Genomic DNA, 17,051 nt, shown 5'->3' with positions numbered 1-17,051 from the left:
CGGATTTCATGCTCAGCCAGACCCGCATCCAGCGCCTGCCGACGCGAGATCACCCCGTCCTGCTGTCGAAGAAATTCACCGACGTCCACAGAATCGATGCTCGTCGACCGGCGCGATGGTCACCAGAGCCATTCGGTGATCTGTGGATAACCACTTGGGCGGCGGATCACTGCTCAATAGTGGCCGTAATCCGCCGCACCGTGCGTCAAGCGGTTCCGATCACACCCCGGCGGCCTCGTTCAGCTCGTTGAGGTGGCCCGTCGCCTCCAGGTACTCCTGCACCCAGCGTTCGATCACCGCGGAGGTCTTCTCGACCTTCTTGAACTGGCCGACGACCTGGCCCACCGGATTGAACGCGACGTCGACACTCTCGTTCGGGTACTTGTGTGTCGCTGCCACGGCCATGCCCGACACCATGTACTGCAACGGCATGCCGAGCGGCTTCGGGTTGTCGGGGTTCTCCCAGGCCTCGGTCCAGTCGTTGCGCAGCATGCGGGCCGGCTTGCCGGTGAACGATCGGCTGCGCACGGTGTCCTTGCTGGTGGCCTTGGCGTATGCGGCGTGCTGCTGTTCGGTGTGCTCGCTCTCCTCGACCATCACCCATTGCGATCCGGTCCAGGCGCCCTGGGCGCCGAGCGCCAGGGCGGCGGCGATCTGCTGCCCGCTGCCGATACCGCCGGCGGCCAGTACCGGCACCGGCGCCACTTCCTTGACCACCTGCGGCCACAGCACGATCGAACCGATCTCGCCGCTGTGACCACCGGCCTCGCCGCCCTGGGCGATGATGATGTCGACTCCCGCGTCGGCATGCTTGCGGGCCTGCGACGGCGAACCGCACAGCGCCGCTACCTTGCGTCCCTCGGCGTGGATGCGGTCGATCATGTCCTTCGGCGGGGTGCCCAGCGCATTGGCGATCAACGTCATCTTGGGGTGCTTGAGCGCGATCTCGACCTGTGGCGTCGCGGTGGCCTCGGTCCAGCCCAGCAGCTGCAGGGCGTCGTCGTCGCTGTGGTCGACCGGCACCCCGTGATCGGCCAGGATCTTCTTGGCGAAGTCGAGGTGCTCCTGTGGCACCAGCGATTGCAGCATGCCCTTGAGCTCGTCGGCGGACATGTTTGCGTCCATGCCCTCGTACTTGTTCGGGATCACGATGTCGACGCCGTAGGGGTGGTCGCCGATGTGCTCGTCGATCCAGTTGAGCTCGATCTCGAGCTGTTCGGGGCTGAACCCCACGGCGCCGAGGACGCCGAAGCCGCCGGCCTTGCTGACGGCGACCACGACGTCGCGACAGTGGGTGAACGCGAAGATCGGGACGTCGATCCCGAGCTCGTCGCAGAGTGCGGTATGCATGCCTGCTCCTTTGATGACAGCGCTGTGGGGTCCCCGGCCGATCCGGCCCGGACCGAAATGAAACGTGTTCTAGTTTAGTACCACGCCGGGTGCTTTCGGAGCTCGACTCGGCAGATTCAGGCCACGTCGGCCACGAACGACACCTCGTTCCCGTCGGGATCGGCCACGTCGACGATCGTCACCATCTCGGCGATGACCTGCGGTTCGCCGATGGCCACACCGCACTCGCGCAGCCGGGAAACGGTGGCGTCGAGATCGTCTACGCCGAAGCGCACCGCGGTCCGGCCTGCGGCGGCCTGGTCGGTGACGACCTGTAGCCAGGCGGTCGCCGTCAACTGCCATTCGGCAACCCCGGGAACGGGTTCCAGATCGGGTTCGCGACCGAGGAGCCGCGCGTACCAGGCCTTCGAGTCGTCGAATCGGCCGGTGGCGACGACGGCGGCGATGTCTTTGACGGCGATGGGTTCTGCGGAGGGCGACATCCCTCTTTTCTAGCCCCCTTTGCCCGGCTTCGATCGGGTCTCGACTGGCCGAGTGTCGTAGTGGCTTGATGTACTAGCCCCATGGGCCGCACCTTGTCGCCACCCGAATCACTCGAGGAAATCGGGTCGGGCCCCGGCGGCGCGCAGGTCGGGGCTTTCTTCGACCTGGACGGCACGCTGGTGGACGGGTTCACGGCGACGGCGCATGCGGGGCATCGCATCCGGCAGCGGCAGGCCGCCGCCGGGGAGATCCTGGGGATCGTCGAAGCCTCGGTGCGGTACCGGATCGGCCGGATGCCCTTCGAGCGGCTGCTGGTGCGGGCCGCCGGGTACCTGCGCGGCGAATCCCTGCATGAGCTCGACGAACTGGGGGAGTACCTGTTCGAGAACCGGATCGCCCAGCGGGTGTACCCACACATGCGCGACGTGGTGCGCAGGCATCAGGACCGTGGGCACACCGTCGTGCTGAGCTCTTCGGCGCTCACCATCCATGCCGAACCGGTCGCGCGGCACCTCGGCATCGGTCACGTGCTGTGCAATCACTTCACGATCGACGGCCAGGGCAGGCTGACTGGCGGAATCGTCGAACCCATCATCTGGGGTGCACGCAAAGCCGCTGCGGTGCAAGCCTTTTGCCACGCCCAGCGCGTCGACCTGGCCAACAGCTACTTCTATGCCGATGGTGACGAGGACGGCGCGCTGATGAAGCTGGTGGGCCATCCCCGCCCGGTGAACCCGCGGCCCGGTCTGGCCTCGGCCGCGACCGACCACGGATGGCCGGTGCTCACCGTGCCGCGACCAGGGGGCCGGCGCCGGGGGGATCGCCGGCTGCGGCCCGGCGCCTAGCTGAGCTTGTAGAGACCCTTGCCGGTGACCAGGGGCATGTCCAGGGTGGTGCGGATGCCCGGCTCGGCGGCCACCACGTCGGGAATGGCGTTGACGATGCGCCCGGCCGCCGCGACGATCGCGGCGTGGTTGTGGTCGCCCTTGCGGCTGGTGGGGCAGATGTCGACCGCGTAGGACGGCTCGCCGACGATCTCGACGCGGTAGGAGCCGCCCGGCTGGGCCGGGCGCGCCCAGTCCGGCCGCAGATCGTCGCGCAACCGGGTGACGTGCTCGATGACGATCACCGGTTTGCCGGCGACCATGCCGCGGATCTCGAACCGCAGCGCCGCCACCGTGCCCTTGGCGACATGCCCGGCGGCGATGTCGAAAGCCTCGGGCGCAGGCTCCTTTTCGCAAACCTCGGTGATGTCGTCGATCTCGATGCCCAGGCCGGCGGCGAGCTGCCCGATCGAGGTGCCCCAGGCGATGCTGAGCACGCCGGGCTGGAACAGGATCGGGGTCTCGTCCAGTGGCTTGCCGAAGCCCATGACGTCGAACATCACCGTGGTGCCGTCGTATGTGGCGTAGTCGGCGATCTCCATGCAGCGCACCTGCTCGATGCTCTGACAGGTACCGGCCAGCGCGAAGGGGATCAGATCGTTGGCGAACCCGGGGTCGACGCCGGTGATGAAGAGGCTGGCGTTACCCGCCTTGGCGGCCTCCTCGATCCCGTCGATGTACTTGTGCGGCATGAGTTTCCACGGGAACTGCAGAACCACCGGTGCCGAACCCACCACGTTGATCCCGGCCGCCAGCAGGCGCACCACATCGGCGATCGCTTCCGGTCCTCGGGTGTCACCCATCGCGCAGTACACCGCGCAGTCCGGCTTGGCCGCGATCACCGCGTCGAGATCGTCGACGGCGGTGACCCCGGTGGAAATGTCCAGGCCGGCAAGATCACCGGCGTCCCTGCCGACCTTGGACGCGCTCGACACGCACAACGTAGTCAGTTCGTAGGCCGGGTTGGTCAGCAGCCCGGTGAGCGCCAGGCGCCCGACGTTTCCGGTACCGATGTGCGCGACACGGATGGCCATGGGCAGTCCTCCACGATCAAATTGGAACAGGTTCTATTTACAGTGGGCTCTACGGTAGCCTCACCCGTCATGGGACGGGTAGACGGAAAAGTTGCACTCATCAGTGGCGGCGCACGGGGAATGGGCGCCGAGCACGCCCGGGCACTGATCGCCGAAGGAGCCAAGGTGGTGATCGGTGACATCCTCGACGACGAGGGTGCTGCGCTGGCCGCCGAACTCGGCGAATCGGCCCGCTACGTTCATCTCGACGTCGCCCAGGCCGACCAGTGGGACGCGGCGGTGGATACCGCGGTCTCGGATTTCGGACTGCTCAACGTGCTGGTGAACAACGCCGGGATCGTCGCGCTCGGGCAGATCGGCAAATTCGATATGGCGCAGTGGCAGAAGGTGATCGACGTCAATCTGACCGGCACCTTCCTGGGCATGCAGGCTGCCGTGCCCGCGATGAAGCAGGCCGGCGGCGGGTCGATCATCAACGTGTCTTCCATCGAAGGCCTGCGCGGTGCGGCCATGGTGCACCCGTACGTCGCCTCGAAGTGGGCCGTGCGTGGCCTCACCAAGTCCGCGGCGCTGGAACTGGGGGCCAAGCAGATCCGGGTCAACTCGATCCACCCCGGGTTCATCAAGACCCCGATGACCGAGCATTTCCCCGAGGACATGCTCAGCATCCCGCTGGGCCGCCCGGGGCAACCCGAGGAGGTCTCCAGCTTCGTGGTGTTCTTGGCCAGCGACGAATCCCGTTATGCCACCGGCGCCGAGTTCGTCATGGACGGTGGCCTGGTCAACGACGTCCCGCACAAGCTCTGAGGGTGCAGCGGAGCGGGCGGGTATCCATCACGGCAGAATGACCGGGCACGGCACCGACACCTGCACGCGGTGCCACACCGGTCTTTGAGGAGCTGCCCATTTCCGCCCGGATTCGTCGCGCCGGCCCCAGCCTTCGGGTCAGGATCGCGGGGTGTGCCGTATCGGTCCTGCTGGTGTTGTCGCTGTGCGCGGCCGACTTCCCGCCGTTCGGCCGGCCAGAGCCACCGTCCGGACGAATCGAACTCGCGCAGGGCTGGCAGCTGGCATCGGCGCGGACCGTGGCGGCCGACGGCGCCACGCTGTCCACCCCTGGCGAGGTGCGTGCCGACTGGCATGGGATCCAGCGCATGCCGACCACCGTGCTCGGCGCGCTGCAGGACGACGGCACCTATCCGGACCTGTATGCCGGAGAAAATCTGGCCGACGTGCCCGACGACCTGTTCCGGCAGGACTGGTGGTATCGCACCAGCTTCACCGCACCGGAGGGGAGTTCGAACTACCGGCTGGAATTCCCCGGCATCAATTACCGCGCCGAGGTGTGGCTCAACGGCACGATGATCGCCGGCAATTCACTGCTGGTCGGGATGCACACCCTCCACGAGATCGATGCGACGCCGTGGATCCGAGCGGGCGAAGCCAACACGCTGGCCGTCAAGGTGACCCCCGAGCAGGCGCTGCAGGACATCGACGGTGTCGAGCTCGCCGACAGCTGGTGGGACTGGCTGAACTGGAACCGCATCGGCTATCAGGGCCCCGGCAAGAACCCGATGCGGGGCAATTCCTATGTGGCCGACCGCAATGCGGGCATCTTCAAACCGGTCTACCTGAGCTACTCGGGCCCCGTCGTACTGAGCGACCCGCTGGTGACCTCCGAGCTGCCGCTGCCCGCCACCGACAGTGCGCGGCTGACCGTGTACACCGACATCCGCAACACCGCCGACGTGCCGATGAGCGGTGTGGTGCGGGCGCGCATCAGCCGGCCCGGCAAGCCCGAGGTCTCGGTCGATCAACCGGTGAACCTGGCGCCGGGCGAGGCGCGTGAGATCCGGTTCGACCCGGACACTTTCGAGCAGCTGCGGGTGAGCAACCCGGACCTGTGGTGGCCCTACACCATGGGCCGCCCCGACCTCTATGACCTGCGGCTGGAGTTCCTGCGGTATGGCCGGGCGACGCACACCTTGGATTCCCGCTTCGGCATCCGCACCGTGGCGCAGCACCGGGACAGCGACGAACAGTTCCCCGAACTGGGCCGTGGCGGCAGCTTCTACCTGACGGTCAACGGTCGCGACTTCCTGATACGGGGCGCGGCCTACACGCCCGACCTGCTGTTCCAGTACGACCCGAAGCGGGAGGACGCGATCCTGGGATACGTCCGGGATCTGGGGCTGAACATGCTGCGCCTGGAGGGAAAGTTCCCGGGCGACAACATCATCGAACGTGCCGACGAGCTGGGCATCCCGCTGATGTACGGATGGATGTGCTGCAACCAGTGGGAGAAATGGTGGCAGTGGGACGACGAGGACCGGCGGGTCGCCGAGGCGAGCATGCGCTCGCAGATCCTGTCGCTGCGTGGGCATGCATCGGCGTTCCTGTGGGCCAACGGCAGTGACGGGAAGCCGCCGGAGGAGGTACTGGAGAACTATCACCGCATCCTGCGGGACCTGCACTGGCCCAACACCGTCGTCGACACGGTGTCGTCGATGGCCCGGGACGCCGACGGCAATCCGGAGTGGGACGGCATCCACATGGCCGGCCCCTACACCTGGCGGCCGCCGAGCTACTGGTTCAGCGGCCGGTACGCGGCCACCCGCGGTGCCAACGCCGAACAAGGCGACAACGAGCACGTCCCGCCGTTCGCCAGCCTGCGCAAGTTCATCCCGCCCGACAAGCTGTGGCCCATCAACGACGCCTGGTACTTCCACGCCGGAGCCAACCCCAGCAACGCCGCGCTCGAGAGCATCCGCACCGCGGTGATGCAGCGCTATGGATCGTCGCGCGGTGCAGAGGAATTCGCGCGCAAGGCGCAACTGGCCCACTACGAGTCGACCCGCGCACAATTCGAGGCGTTCGCGGCCGGCGGGTGGGACAACCACAAGATGACCATCTACTGGATGCTCAACAATCACTGGCCGTCGTTCTTCGGCCACCTCTTCGACTACTACCTGCGGCCGGGCGGCGCCTACTACGGGGCCAAGAAGGGTTTACGTCCGCTGTCGGTCGTCTTCGACTCCTATGCCACCGGCGATCACGACACCGCCCACGTCACCGTGGCCAACCAGTCACCGCAGGACCGGACCGGCCTACGGGTGCGGGTCCGGACCTATGACCTGACCGGCCGGCTGCGCGACGACCGCGACGCCGATGTACCCGCGGTGCCGTCGAACGGGGCGGTCGCCGCATTGACCCTGCCGCGGCTCGCCGAGGACTCACCGGTGGTGTTCGTCCGCGCCGAACTGCTCGACGCGGGCGGTGCGGTCGTCGCGGACAACACCTACTGGCAGTCGCAGCAACTCGACGATGTCGGGCCTCCGGTCAACGATCAGGCGTTCGATCTCGCGCAGAGCAGCTGGGCCGACCTGACGCCGCTCAACACCATGGCCCCGGCGCGGCTGCAGGTGACCGCGCACCGGACCGATTCGGACCATGGCGGTGCGGGCGTGCTGATCCGGTTGCACAATCCGGGCCGTCAGATCGCGTTCTTCGAGCGCGCCGAGATCACCACCACCCGCGATGGTGACGAAATCCTGCCGATCGAGTACTCAGACAACTACGTCACGGTGTACCCAGGGGAGACGGTCGAGCTGACGGGCACGGTGACCGGTTCGGAACATCCGGCGAATTGGGTGAGGGTCAGCGGATACAACAGCGCACCGACGGTGGTACCGATCGACCAGCGGGCACGGCGATAGGATCGGCTGATGACCACAACCGATGTGCGCCATGAGGTCGGCGAACTGGCCGAGAGCGGCGGATGGCAGCACCGTGACCTTGACCGGGTGGATGTCTACCAGCGCGGTGCGAACCGGATCAGGGTGGTTTGGCAGGGCCAGGACACGATCAGCGGGGCCACGCTCTACCAGGACGACATCATGACGACCTACACGCGTGAGGTGGCGACCCTGAACAGCTGGCTCAAGCGCTGAGCCGATGACGCGATGACCGCGGCGGACGATAATTCGGTCGCGGTCATCGATGCTGTTGTGGCACCGTCGGTTTCTGTGATCGACGATAAATCTCCGCATTCGACCCTGACCCTGCAGAGCGTGACCGACGCCGACTGGCCGGCCATGTCGCTGCTCGGCAATACCGCCTTCGGCGAAATCGGCCACCCGGATTCGATGGAGGCGTGGCGGCAGATGGTGGCCGCCGACGGCGGGGTGGTGATGCGCGACGGTGAGAGCACCGATATCGTCGGACAGTCGATCTACCTCGATCTGCAGCTCACCGTCCCCGGCGGTGCGGTGCTGCCCACGGCGGGGCTGAGCTACGTGGTCGTCGCCCCCACCCATCGGCGGCGCGGGATCCTGCGCTCCATGTACACCGAGCTGCATCAACGGATCGCCGACGCCAAATACCCGATCGCCGCACTGACGGCCAGCGAGGGCGGCATCTACGGCCGGTTCGGCTACGGTCCGGCCACCACGGTGCACGAGATGTCGATCGACCGACGATTCGCCGAGTTCCGGGCCGGGGTGCCCGATCCCGGCGGGGTGCGGCTGGTCAAACCCGCCGACCATCGCGACACCTTCGCCGAGATCTACGATCGCTGGCGCCGGCAGACCCCGGGCGGGCTGGTATGCCCGACCCCGCTCTGGGACGAGATGCTCGCCGACCGGGAGAACACCCGCGAGGGCGGTACCGAGCTGTTCGCATTCGTGCACCCCGACGGCTACGCGCTCTACCGCGTGCACGGCGAGGAGTCCCGCTCGATCCGCGTGCGCGAGGTCACCGCGGTGACCACCGATGCCTATATCGCGCTGTGGCGGGCACTGCTCGGCATGGACCTGATGGAGAAGGTCATCGTCTGGTCGCATCCGGACGATGTGCTGCCCTACCTGCTGACCAACCCGCGGCTGGTTCGCGTGACGTCGAGCAGTGACGACCTGTGGATCCGGATCATGGACATCGCGGCCGCCCTCGAGGCGCGGCAGTACCAGGCCGACCTCGACATCGTGCTGGACGTCGCCGACGGCTTCCGTGGAGATGGCGGGCGGTTCGCCCTGAAGATTCAGGGTGGCCGTGCGCATTGCGCGCGCACCGATGCGCCTGCCGATGTCGAACTCGACCTCGACGTGCTCGGCAGCCTCTACCTCGGCGGCCACCGCCCAGAGGCTTTCGTCGCCGCCAACCGGTTGCGCAGCAAGGACCCGGAACTGGTCCGCCGGCTCGGCGCCGCCTTCGCCTCCGACGTTCCGGCCGAATTGGGCTACGGCTTCTGAGTCGTAGGCCGTCGTGCTGCGTAGTGTTCACGTCGTGAGCGCACGCGCAGGCATCGTCGTAACCGGAACAGAAGTCCTCACCGGCCGGGTCCAGGACCGCAACGGGCCGTGGTTGGCCGATCAGCTCCTGGAGCTCGGGGTGGAACTCGCGCACATCACCATCTGCGGTGACCGCCCGGCCGACATCACCGCGCAGCTGCAGTTCCTGGCCGCCGAGGGGGTGGATCTGATCGTCACGAGCGGTGGGTTGGGTCCGACCGCGGACGATCTCACCGTGGCGACCGTCGCCGCCTTCTGCGGGCGGGAACTGGTCCTCGATGTGGCGATGGAGGAGCGCATCGCGGACATCCTGCGCAACCTGATGGGGGAGCGTCCCGGCGTGGATTTCGACGCGGTGCGCGCGGCGAACCGCAAGCAGGCCCTGGTGCCGGTCGGCGCGGAGGTGCTCCCGCCGGTCGGCACCGCGCCCGGCGTGGTGGTGGCGGGCACTCCGACGGTGGTGGTGCTGCCCGGCCCGCCGCGTGAGCTGCAACCGATGTGGCACACCGCCGTCGCGACCGAGGCTGTGCAGCAGGCGATCTCGGGCCGCACCCGCTACCGGCAGGAGATGATCCGGATGTTCGGGCTGGCCGAATCCGGCCTGGCCGAGACCTTGCGTGACGCCGAAGCCACGGTCGCCGGCTTCGACGCACTGGAGATCACCACCTGCTTGCGGCGCGGCGAACTGGAAATCGTCACCCGGTACGAGCCCGACGCTGCCGGTGCCTACCGCCACCTGGTGGACCTGCTGCGGGATCGGCACGGGGCCGCGCTGTTCTCCGAGGACGGGTCGACGGTGGACGAGCAGGTGGCCGGCCTGTTGGCCGGGCGGCGGATCGCCACCGCCGAATCCTGCACGGCGGGGCTGCTGGCGGCTCGGCTGGCCGATATCCCTGGCTGCTCGGATTACCTTGCCGGTGGCGTGGTCGCCTACGCGAACGAGGCCAAAGCCGAACTGCTGAACGTGGATCCGGTTCTGATCACCGAGTACGGCGCGGTGTCCGAGCCGGTGGCCGAGGCCATGGTGACCGGTGCGCTGCACCATTTCGGGGCCGACACCGCCGTGGCGATCAGCGGCATCGCCGGCCCGGGCGGCGGCACCGAGGAGAAGCCTGTCGGCACCGTGTGTTTCGCCGTCCGCGCCGGATCGGCGGCCATCACCCGCACCCTCCGTCTGCCAGGCAACCGGTCCGACATCCGGGAACGCGCCACCACGGTGGCGATGCACCTGCTGCGCCGGGCCCTCGTCGACAACGGCGCCTGACCGCGAGAACCTCAGTGGGGCACCGCGACTGCGGCTTTCGCGCGGGCGGGTCGCCCCGAACGGCGTCGNCGCTGAGGACCCGCTGGGTGTACCAGTTGGACATTCGCAGCGACGCCGGCCGGGGCCCGGGGATCTGCGGCAGGGCCAGGTCGGCGCCACAAGCCATCTGCCATGCCGTGTTGGTGCAGCCGGCCGCCGCTCGCAGGAACCGGCGTCCCAGATCGTCGGCTCCTCGGTCCAGGCAGTCGCGTAACGCGAGCGCCTGCAGCGCGGCCACCGACATCCCTTGGCCGTACACCGGATTGAAGCTGCAGATGGCGTCGGCGAACACCAGCAGGCCGTCGGGGAATCGGGCCATGCGCTCATAGCGTCGGCGCACGCTCGCCGGGTAGCGGAAGGTGGCCACCGGGCCCAGCGGTTGCGCGCCACGTAACGACGCGATCAGTTCCGGTGCCAGGAACTCGGCGGCGAAGGTGATCATCCCGCCCAGGTCCGCCGGCGGCTCGTGGCCGTTGAGGCCGGCGGTGGTGAGCAGCCAGGTGTCGTCCTCGTAGGCGAACAACGAGCCTCCGTACGGCCTTTCGGGTACCGCACCGACCAGGGTGAGCCGATCGCGCGGCGCGTTGCCCGCGAAGCGCAGCAGCTGACTGGAATACGCCACCGCCACGGCGACACGGTCTTCGTCGGGCCGTCCGTATCCGGCGCTGTCCAGGAAGGCCGGGGTCCGTCCGGCGCGGCCCATGGCATCGACGATCAGGTCGGCGGCGATCGCGTGCCCGGCGCCACCGCTGCGATCCGCGACCAGGACGCTGGTCACCCGTCCGGTGGCATCCATCAGCAACTCGACGGCGTCGTGGCCGTCGAGGATGTGGACGTTGTCGATGGCGCGCACGCGTTCCCGGACATGCGCCTCCAGGAACGGTCTGCTGGCCAGATACGACTCGATCGGTTTCGCGGGCTGTCCGTCGAGGTTGAGGGTGTGACCGCCCAGCGTCAGGGAGACCAGCGACAGATCCGCCCCGGCGAGCACCGTCGCGCCGTCGGCGGCCAGTTCCTCGGGCAGCCCGGGGAACAACCGGGCCAGCGCCTGCAGTCCGCCGCTGAGCAGCCCGTGGGCGTGCCTGCCCTGTGGGACGCCGCGCCGGTGCGCCGGACTGTCGGGCAACACGTCACGCTCGACGAGCGTGACGGTGTCGAAGTAGTCGGCCAGGACCCGGCCGGCCAGCAGCCCGCCCATGCTTGCCCCCAGCACCACCGCATGCTTGCCGATCGTTGCCATCTGCCGACCTCCGGAACCGCTGGCACGTCGCCAGTTGTTCGAAGTATCGGAACGGGGCCGGAGCCGGGCCTAGAGTAGTGCGCTACTCGACATCGGCGTCACCGCGCGACCGGGATCGACCTCAGTGCCTCGTCGATGCAGGCGGCCCAGGCGCCCTTTTCCACCGCGGTGACGGCGCGGGCCCCGTAGGCGCTGGAGATGACCACGTCGGGTTCCAGCGTCCCCAGCAGCCGCACGCTGTCGGCCATCGCCGTGGCATCGCCGATCCCGGGGATCACGAAGGTCGACCATCGACCGTCGCCTGCGACGAACATGGTGTCGCCGGTGAACAGGTAGCGGCCCTCGGCGCCGTCGACCAGATAGCACGTACTTCCGGGTGTGTGGCCGGGCGTGGGGATCACGTCGATGCCGCGGTCGTCGATGTGCCGGATCGACAGTGGCACGTCGATCGGGCGGTGCTGCTCGATCGTGGCACCGTCGGCGGCAGGCGCGTGCAGTCGCGAACCGAACCGTTCGCCGATGCGGGCCAGCATGGGCCCGGCCTCGTCCTGGTGCGACAGGTAGTGGTCATCGACCCCGCCGAGAGATTCGATGGCGGCGAAGTCGGCGTCACCGGCCGGGGAGTAGAACAACGCGTTGTGGCCGTCGGCGGTCCACAGATAAGCGTGGGTGGTCAACCCCGGAAACGGTGTGTCGGTGCGTGTTTCCCAGAGGTCGGCCCGGATCTGAGTCATCGAGGTTGTCATGTCTCAAGCCTCGACCCTCAACAATGGTTGAGGTCAACCCCGCGACGGGCTCAGTCGGTGATCGCCTTGTCCCACATGGCGATCATGGTGCCCATGATCTCCTCGGCGCAGCCGAGACCGCCGAGGTGGCTCTCGTAGGGCAGCTCCGTCATCACCGCGTCGGGCAACCGGGAGACCACGTGCTGGCCGTGCGCGAACGGCACGATGTGGTCGTGGTCGCCGTGCCACCAGCGCACCGGAACCTTGACCTCATCGAGCCGGAAACCCCAGTCGCGCTCGAACACCACGATGTCGTAGAACGGCGCGGCGAGTTGCTTGCGGCTGCCGTTGAGCAGGTCGTCGAGGAACATGGCCTTGAACTCCGGCCGGCTCAGCATGCGCCGGTCGCCCTCGGGCGAGATCCGCGCATAGATCTCCAGGGCGGGGGAGGCGACGGGCCGGATCAGCCGGATCAGACCGGACGCGGCCAGCCGGATCGGCGCACCGGCCACCTGCAACACCGGCGCGACCACCGCGCCCAACTGCATCAGCGGGCTGCTGATCGCATCGGGACCGACCATGGGTGCCACCCCGCCGAGCACCCCGGCCGCCATCACCCGGTCGGGCATGGCGGCCGCTGTGGCCAGGGTGTACGGCCCGCCACCGGACAGGCCGATGACGGCGAGCTTGTCGATGCCCAGTGTGTCGGCGATGGTGCGCAGATCGTCACCGAAATCCAGCACTCGGTCGTACTGGTGCGGGGTGGACGACCCGATGCCGGGCCGGTCCACCCCGATCAACCGGATGTGATTTCGCTCGGCGTAGACCCGGGCCTCGGTCGGGATCTGCCTGCGGGCACCCGGGGTGCCGTGCAGCCAGAAGACGGCCCGGCCCTGCGGGTCACCGAACTCGGCGAATCCGAGCTGACGGCCGTTGCCGACGGCGACATTGCCCTCGAGTTTGGGGCGATCGATCGGGATGACCATCTGCGTACGCCTCGCCGGATCCGCGACTAGCCCGCGACGGACGCGTTGTAGATCGACTGGATCGACTTGTCCAACGTGGCGTTGAACTCGTCGTCGCTCTGCTGGGCCGACAGCCCCTCGGTCAGCGCGCGGCTGAAGCTGGCGATCACGCCGGTGTTCTCGGCGAGCAGCTTGTTGGCCTCGTCGCGCGAGTAGCCACCGGACAGCGCGACGACCCGCATCACCTTCGGATGCTCGACGAGCGACTGGTAGTGGTTGGCATGTGTCGGCAGGGTCAGCTTCAGCATGACCTTCTGGTCGGCGGGCAGGGCATCCAGGTTCTTGGTGATCTCGTCGCGGAGCAGGTCCTCGGCCTCGGCCTTGTCCGAGATGGAGATGGTGACCTCGGGTTCGATGATCGGGATCAGTCCGTGCGACAGCACCTGCTTTGCCACCTCGAACTGCTGGGCCACCACCGCGGCGACGCCGTCCGGGTTGGCCGCGCCGATCACCGACCGCTCCTTGGTGCCGAAGATGCCGTTCTTCGCGCCGCGGGCCAACAGGTCGTCCAGACCGGGCATGGGCTTCATCACCTGCACGCCGTCCGCGACCTCGGCCAGGCCCTTGTCGATCTTGAGCAGCGGCACGACGCCCTTGTCCTCCCACAGGTAGGTCGCCGTGGGCTTGCCGTCGATGGAACGGTCCATGGTCTGCTCGAACAGGATCGCGGCCAGCACCCGGTCACCGCCGAACGACGGCGAGGTGATGATGCGCGAGCGCATCTGGTGGATCAGGTCGAACATCTCCTCCTCGGAGGAGTACGCGCTCTCCTCGACCCCGTACAGGCGCAGGGCCTTGGGAGTCGAGCCACCGCTCTGGTCGAGCGCGGCGATGAAGCCCTTGCCCGTGGTCATCTTGTCGGCCTGCTGCTGATTCACCATGAGGTTGTCTACTCCTTTGAAGACAGCGTCCTGCTGTTGTCGTGCTGCTGAGGCGCGACCCGTCCAACGGGCCGATGGCACGCGGTTCGCCTCAGAGGATATTCGTCGGCTACATCGTGGTGGTACCGGCCACCCATCGGGGCGGAATACGACTGCACCACGGCGCCGCCTGCTCGAGCTGGCGGGCCAGACTGAGCAGGATTGCCTCGTCAGGGGCCATCAGCTGCACGCCGATGGGCAGCCCGTCGCTGGTCTGGCCCAGGGGCAGGGATATCGCCGCCCAACCGGTCACGTTGGCCAGTGCGGTCCATCCGGTCGTGGCGAACTCGACGTCGAAGAAGGCGCGGGTGGTTCCGCGGGGCTGGTTCAGCAGTCCGTACGGCGGGGGACCGGCCAGCAGGGTCGGCACCAGCAGCACGTCGTGCTCGGCCATCCCCGCGGCGAAGCGCCTGGTCTCGGCGTGGATCGCGGCGATCGCGTTGGCGTAGTCCAGGCCGGTGGTGGTGAAGCCCTCGCGGATCATCACCCAGGTGCTCGGCTCGAACTCGTCCTCGCGCGGGGCCCGGCCCAGATGTGCCTGCGCCAGGTCGTGCAATTGAGCGTTGCTCACGTTGTGCAGCACGGCGATGGCCTCGGCGACCGCGTCCGGGTCGATCGTGGGCGCCCCCGGAGTGAGCCGATGGCCCAGACCTTCCAGCAGCCGACCGGTCGCCTCGACGGCAGCCACCACCTCGGGATCGATCCGGTCGGTCGGAAACGGCGACGACGTGGCGATCAGGACGCGTTGCGCCGGCGGGGTCCGGTCGGCCGACTCGAGGAACGGGACGGCGGGGGCCGCCGCCCCGTATGGGTCGCCGGGTGCGCTGCCGGCGATGACGTCGAGCAGCGCGGCGCAGTCGCGCACCGTCCGGGTCAAGGCGTGGTTGTTCACCATGCCCTCCAGGCCGTGGCCGGCGTCGGGGGCGAACGAGGATCGTCCGCGCCGCGGTTTGAGACCGACGACTCCACAGCACGATGCCGGCACCCGGATGGAGCCGGTGCCGTCGCCGCCCGAGGCCGCGGGCACCACCCCGNGATCGCCCGGGCCGTCTGCGTGTCACGGCAGCGCGCCTGCGAGCCGACGAAGCCCGACTCGTCGAACGCGAAGGCGGCCACCGCCGGTGCGGCGGCCCGTGCGGCGATATCGGGCTGCGCCGGCCGATCCGGCTTCACCTCGTATGTCCTGGCGCCGACCGCATACACCGAATCCTTGGCCGACAGTTTCGAGGCCAGCGTGGTGATGATGACGAAAGCGGTGAGCAGCGAACTGACCACGGCCGCAGCGGCCACTCCGATCCCCACGGGAAGCCAGCGCCGTTCCGGGGGCTTCCGGTGCCTTCCACCGCGCGCCGGCGGATATGACGGATGCGGTGTGGAAACTGAGCAGGTGACCAAGCTTGCTCCCCCGGAGATGGTGATGTGATGGGCGCGGCACAGGCGGCGGACGCTGACGCGAGCTCATATTGTGCACGACACCGTCGGCCGTTGTGGGGAACACCCGGGAATTCACTGAATTCGGTTGCGGTGTACGGCGGTCGCGCTCGGATGAAAATTGCTGCGGTGAAATTAGCTCGGCAACAGTGAGATTCGAACGTTCCTCGACGTGTGGAGCCAGTACTGCGCAGGCAGAGGCGATTTCGTCCCCCTCGTTCGGCCGCGGCCGGCAACGCCCTATTGGTGCCCGGGTCGGCGTGCGCCATTCTCGTCACGCCGATTCAAACCGGTAAGTCCGCAAGCCGTCCTCGTTAGCGTCGAATCACCGATATCAGCAGCCGCTTTCGAGGGGAGTGTGGCCATGCCTTCTTCTGTTTCTGAAACGATCACCGCGCCGACCGCCGCCGCAGAGGTAGGAGTCGCGGTGACCCCACTGTCGGGATTCACCGGTGCACTCATCGACGGGGTGGATCTGTCCGAGCCCCTGTCGCCGGCGCAGGTGGCAGCCATCCGAGCCGCGCTGCATGAGTGGAAGGTGGTGTTCTTCCGCGGGCAGGAACTCGACCACGCGGCGCAGATCGCGTTCGGCGCCCAGTTCGGCGCGGTCACCCCGGGCCACCCCTACGAGGGAGATTCCGCCCCAGCCGGATTCCCCCAGATCCACACCGTGTCGCCTGCGGCCTACGACCACCGGTACGGCACCCGATACCGCAAGCGGCAAAGCCCCAACGGCCCCGGTTGGCACGCCGACGTGACCCCGCTGATCAAACCGCCGTCACATTCGATACTGCGCGCCGAACGCGTGCCCGCCTACGGCGGGGACACCCAGTTCACCAATGTCGCGGCCGTATATGCGGGCCTGTCCCCGGCGGTGCAAGCCCTGGCCGACGAGCTGCGCGCCGAGCACCGCTTCGGGGCGACGACCTCGGCCGAGCGCAGCGCCGAGAAGATCGGTGATCTGGTGCGCAGCAATCCACTTGCCACCATCCACCCCGTGGTCCGGGTGCATCCCGAGACAGGGGAGAAGGTGCTCTACGTCAACCCCTCTTTCACCCGCGAGATCGTCAACCTCGCGCCGCGGGAGAGCAGGCATCTGCTCGATCTCCTGTTCGAGGAGATCGCCCGACCCGAGTACTCGGTGCGGTTCAAGTGGGAGCCGGGAAGCGTGGCGTTCTGGGACAACCGTTCCGCCCTGCACCTGGCACCGCGCGATTTCGAACACGTCGAAGGTGACCGGATCCTGCACCGCATCACGCTCGTGGGCGACGTTCCGGTGGGTCCCGACGGTGTTGCATCGGAATCGATTTCGGGCGACTACTTCGGAGCCGCCTGAGATGGCCACCCTGGTGTCGCGGCCGCCCGGCGCCA

14 protein-coding genes and 1 pseudogene are annotated in these 17,051 nt (G+C 68.0%); 8 read left to right on the top strand and 7 right to left on the bottom strand.

The genetic code is table 11. The features are described 5' to 3' along the window. Positions 1-219 precede the first annotated feature (219 nt). The gene (locus BN4332_RS05535; RefSeq protein WP_066897544.1) at positions 220-1,350 is read right to left on the bottom strand and encodes a nitronate monooxygenase; all 1,131 of its coding nucleotides are present in this window, start codon (positions 1,348-1,350) and stop codon (positions 220-222) included. 116 nt (positions 1,351-1,466) lie between these two features. Further along, positions 1,467-1,832 (bottom strand): VOC family protein, encoded by a 366-nt coding sequence (locus tag BN4332_RS05530; protein ID WP_066897543.1) that lies wholly within the window; start codon positions 1,830-1,832, stop codon positions 1,467-1,469. Between the two features lie 81 nt (positions 1,833-1,913). Between BN4332_RS05530 and BN4332_RS05525 the strand changes: the two genes are divergently transcribed. Continuing rightward, entirely contained in the window at positions 1,914-2,678 is a 765-nt protein-coding gene (locus BN4332_RS05525; RefSeq protein WP_066897542.1) for an HAD family hydrolase, read from the top strand. On the opposite strand, the gene BN4332_RS05520 is transcribed toward BN4332_RS05525, so the two are convergent. Beyond that, the gene (locus BN4332_RS05520; RefSeq protein WP_066897541.1) at positions 2,675-3,751 is read right to left on the bottom strand and encodes an NAD(P)H-dependent amine dehydrogenase family protein; all 1,077 of its coding nucleotides are present in this window, start codon (positions 3,749-3,751) and stop codon (positions 2,675-2,677) included. The genes BN4332_RS05525 and BN4332_RS05520 overlap by 4 nt on opposite strands. A gap of 69 nt (positions 3,752-3,820) precedes the next feature. Here BN4332_RS05520 and BN4332_RS05515 point away from each other — a divergent pair, with 69 nt between their 5' ends. The 5 genes from BN4332_RS05515 (at position 3,821) to BN4332_RS05495 (ending at position 10,300) form a co-directional block, all read left to right on the top strand. Further along, the gene (locus tag BN4332_RS05515; protein WP_066897540.1) at positions 3,821-4,558 is read left to right on the top strand and encodes a glucose 1-dehydrogenase; all 738 of its coding nucleotides are present in this window, start codon (positions 3,821-3,823) and stop codon (positions 4,556-4,558) included. A gap of 182 nt (positions 4,559-4,740) precedes the next feature. After that, positions 4,741-7,467, top strand: a complete 2,727-nt coding sequence (locus BN4332_RS05510) for a glycoside hydrolase family 2 protein (RefSeq protein ID WP_066897575.1) — start codon at positions 4,741-4,743, stop codon at positions 7,465-7,467. A 9-nt stretch (positions 7,468-7,476) separates the two neighbouring features. Continuing rightward, positions 7,477-7,701 carry a hypothetical protein gene (locus tag BN4332_RS05505; protein ID WP_066897539.1) on the top strand — a complete coding sequence of 75 codons (225 nt, stop codon included), beginning with the start codon at positions 7,477-7,479 and terminating at the stop codon, positions 7,699-7,701. A 75-nt stretch (positions 7,702-7,776) separates the two neighbouring features. Then, on the top strand, positions 7,777-8,997 hold the full coding sequence (locus BN4332_RS05500; protein ID WP_264077628.1) for an enhanced intracellular survival protein Eis: 1,221 nt from the start codon (positions 7,777-7,779) through the stop codon (positions 8,995-8,997). Positions 8,998-9,031: 34 nt separating this feature from the next. Continuing rightward, on the top strand, positions 9,032-10,300 hold the full coding sequence (locus BN4332_RS05495) for a competence/damage-inducible protein A (protein WP_066897538.1): 1,269 nt from the start codon (positions 9,032-9,034) through the stop codon (positions 10,298-10,300). 1,377 nt (positions 10,301-11,677) lie between these two features. Here the strand turns inward: BN4332_RS05495 and BN4332_RS05485 are convergent. The 4 genes and pseudogenes from BN4332_RS05485 to BN4332_RS05470 form a co-directional block, all read right to left on the bottom strand. Then, entirely contained in the window at positions 11,678-12,325 is a 648-nt protein-coding gene (locus BN4332_RS05485) for an MBL fold metallo-hydrolase (protein ID WP_066897537.1), read from the bottom strand. A 50-nt stretch (positions 12,326-12,375) separates the two neighbouring features. Continuing rightward, positions 12,376-13,290, bottom strand: a complete 915-nt coding sequence (locus tag BN4332_RS05480; RefSeq protein WP_066897536.1) for an alpha/beta fold hydrolase — start codon at positions 13,288-13,290, stop codon at positions 12,376-12,378. Between the two features lie 26 nt (positions 13,291-13,316). After that, positions 13,317-14,210: a fructose bisphosphate aldolase gene (locus tag BN4332_RS05475; protein WP_066897535.1), complete on the bottom strand. Its 894-nt coding sequence runs from the start codon at positions 14,208-14,210 to the stop codon at positions 13,317-13,319. Positions 14,211-14,319: 109 nt separating this feature from the next. Then, positions 14,320-15,282: pseudogene (locus tag BN4332_RS05470) on the bottom strand (amidase); the annotation flags it as partial. Positions 15,283-15,303: 21 nt separating this feature from the next. Here BN4332_RS05470 and BN4332_RS33155 point away from each other — a divergent pair. Both BN4332_RS33155 and BN4332_RS05460 read left to right on the top strand, forming a co-directional pair. Beyond that, positions 15,304-15,672 (top strand): hypothetical protein, encoded by a 369-nt coding sequence (locus tag BN4332_RS33155; RefSeq protein ID WP_066897534.1) that lies wholly within the window; start codon positions 15,304-15,306, stop codon positions 15,670-15,672. Between the two features lie 372 nt (positions 15,673-16,044). Continuing rightward, positions 16,045-17,016 carry a TauD/TfdA dioxygenase family protein gene (locus BN4332_RS05460; RefSeq protein ID WP_066897533.1) on the top strand — a complete coding sequence of 324 codons (972 nt, stop codon included), beginning with the start codon at positions 16,045-16,047 and terminating at the stop codon, positions 17,014-17,016. Positions 17,017-17,051: the final 35 nt, after the last annotated feature.

Source organism: Mycolicibacterium houstonense (genome assembly GCF_900078665.2).
Taxonomy (GTDB): domain Bacteria; phylum Actinomycetota; class Actinomycetes; order Mycobacteriales; family Mycobacteriaceae; genus Mycobacterium; species Mycobacterium houstonense.
This window is presented reverse-complemented; position numbering and strand designations above follow the sequence as displayed.

Excerpts from the sequence above, each read along its gene's own strand:
- BN4332_RS05535 (WP_066897544.1), bottom strand. The coding sequence starts at position 1,350 with ATGCATACCGCACTCTGCGACGAGCTCGGGATCGACGTCCCGATCTTC.
- BN4332_RS05530 (WP_066897543.1), bottom strand. The coding sequence starts at position 1,832 with ATGTCGCCCTCCGCAGAACCCATCGCCGTCAAAGACATCGCCGCCGTC.
- BN4332_RS05525 (WP_066897542.1), top strand. The coding sequence starts at position 1,914 with ATGGGCCGCACCTTGTCGCCACCCGAATCACTCGAGGAAATCGGGTCG.
- BN4332_RS05520 (WP_066897541.1), bottom strand. The coding sequence starts at position 3,751 with ATGGCCATCCGTGTCGCGCACATCGGTACCGGAAACGTCGGGCGCCTG.
- BN4332_RS05515 (WP_066897540.1), top strand. The coding sequence starts at position 3,821 with ATGGGACGGGTAGACGGAAAAGTTGCACTCATCAGTGGCGGCGCACGG.
- BN4332_RS05505 (WP_066897539.1), top strand. The coding sequence starts at position 7,477 with ATGACCACAACCGATGTGCGCCATGAGGTCGGCGAACTGGCCGAGAGC.
- BN4332_RS05485 (WP_066897537.1), bottom strand. The coding sequence starts at position 12,325 with ATGACAACCTCGATGACTCAGATCCGGGCCGACCTCTGGGAAACACGC.
- BN4332_RS05480 (WP_066897536.1), bottom strand. The coding sequence starts at position 13,290 with ATGGTCATCCCGATCGATCGCCCCAAACTCGAGGGCAATGTCGCCGTC.
- BN4332_RS05475 (WP_066897535.1), bottom strand. The coding sequence starts at position 14,210 with ATGGTGAATCAGCAGCAGGCCGACAAGATGACCACGGGCAAGGGCTTC.
- BN4332_RS05460 (WP_066897533.1), top strand. The coding sequence starts at position 16,045 with ATGCCTTCTTCTGTTTCTGAAACGATCACCGCGCCGACCGCCGCCGCA.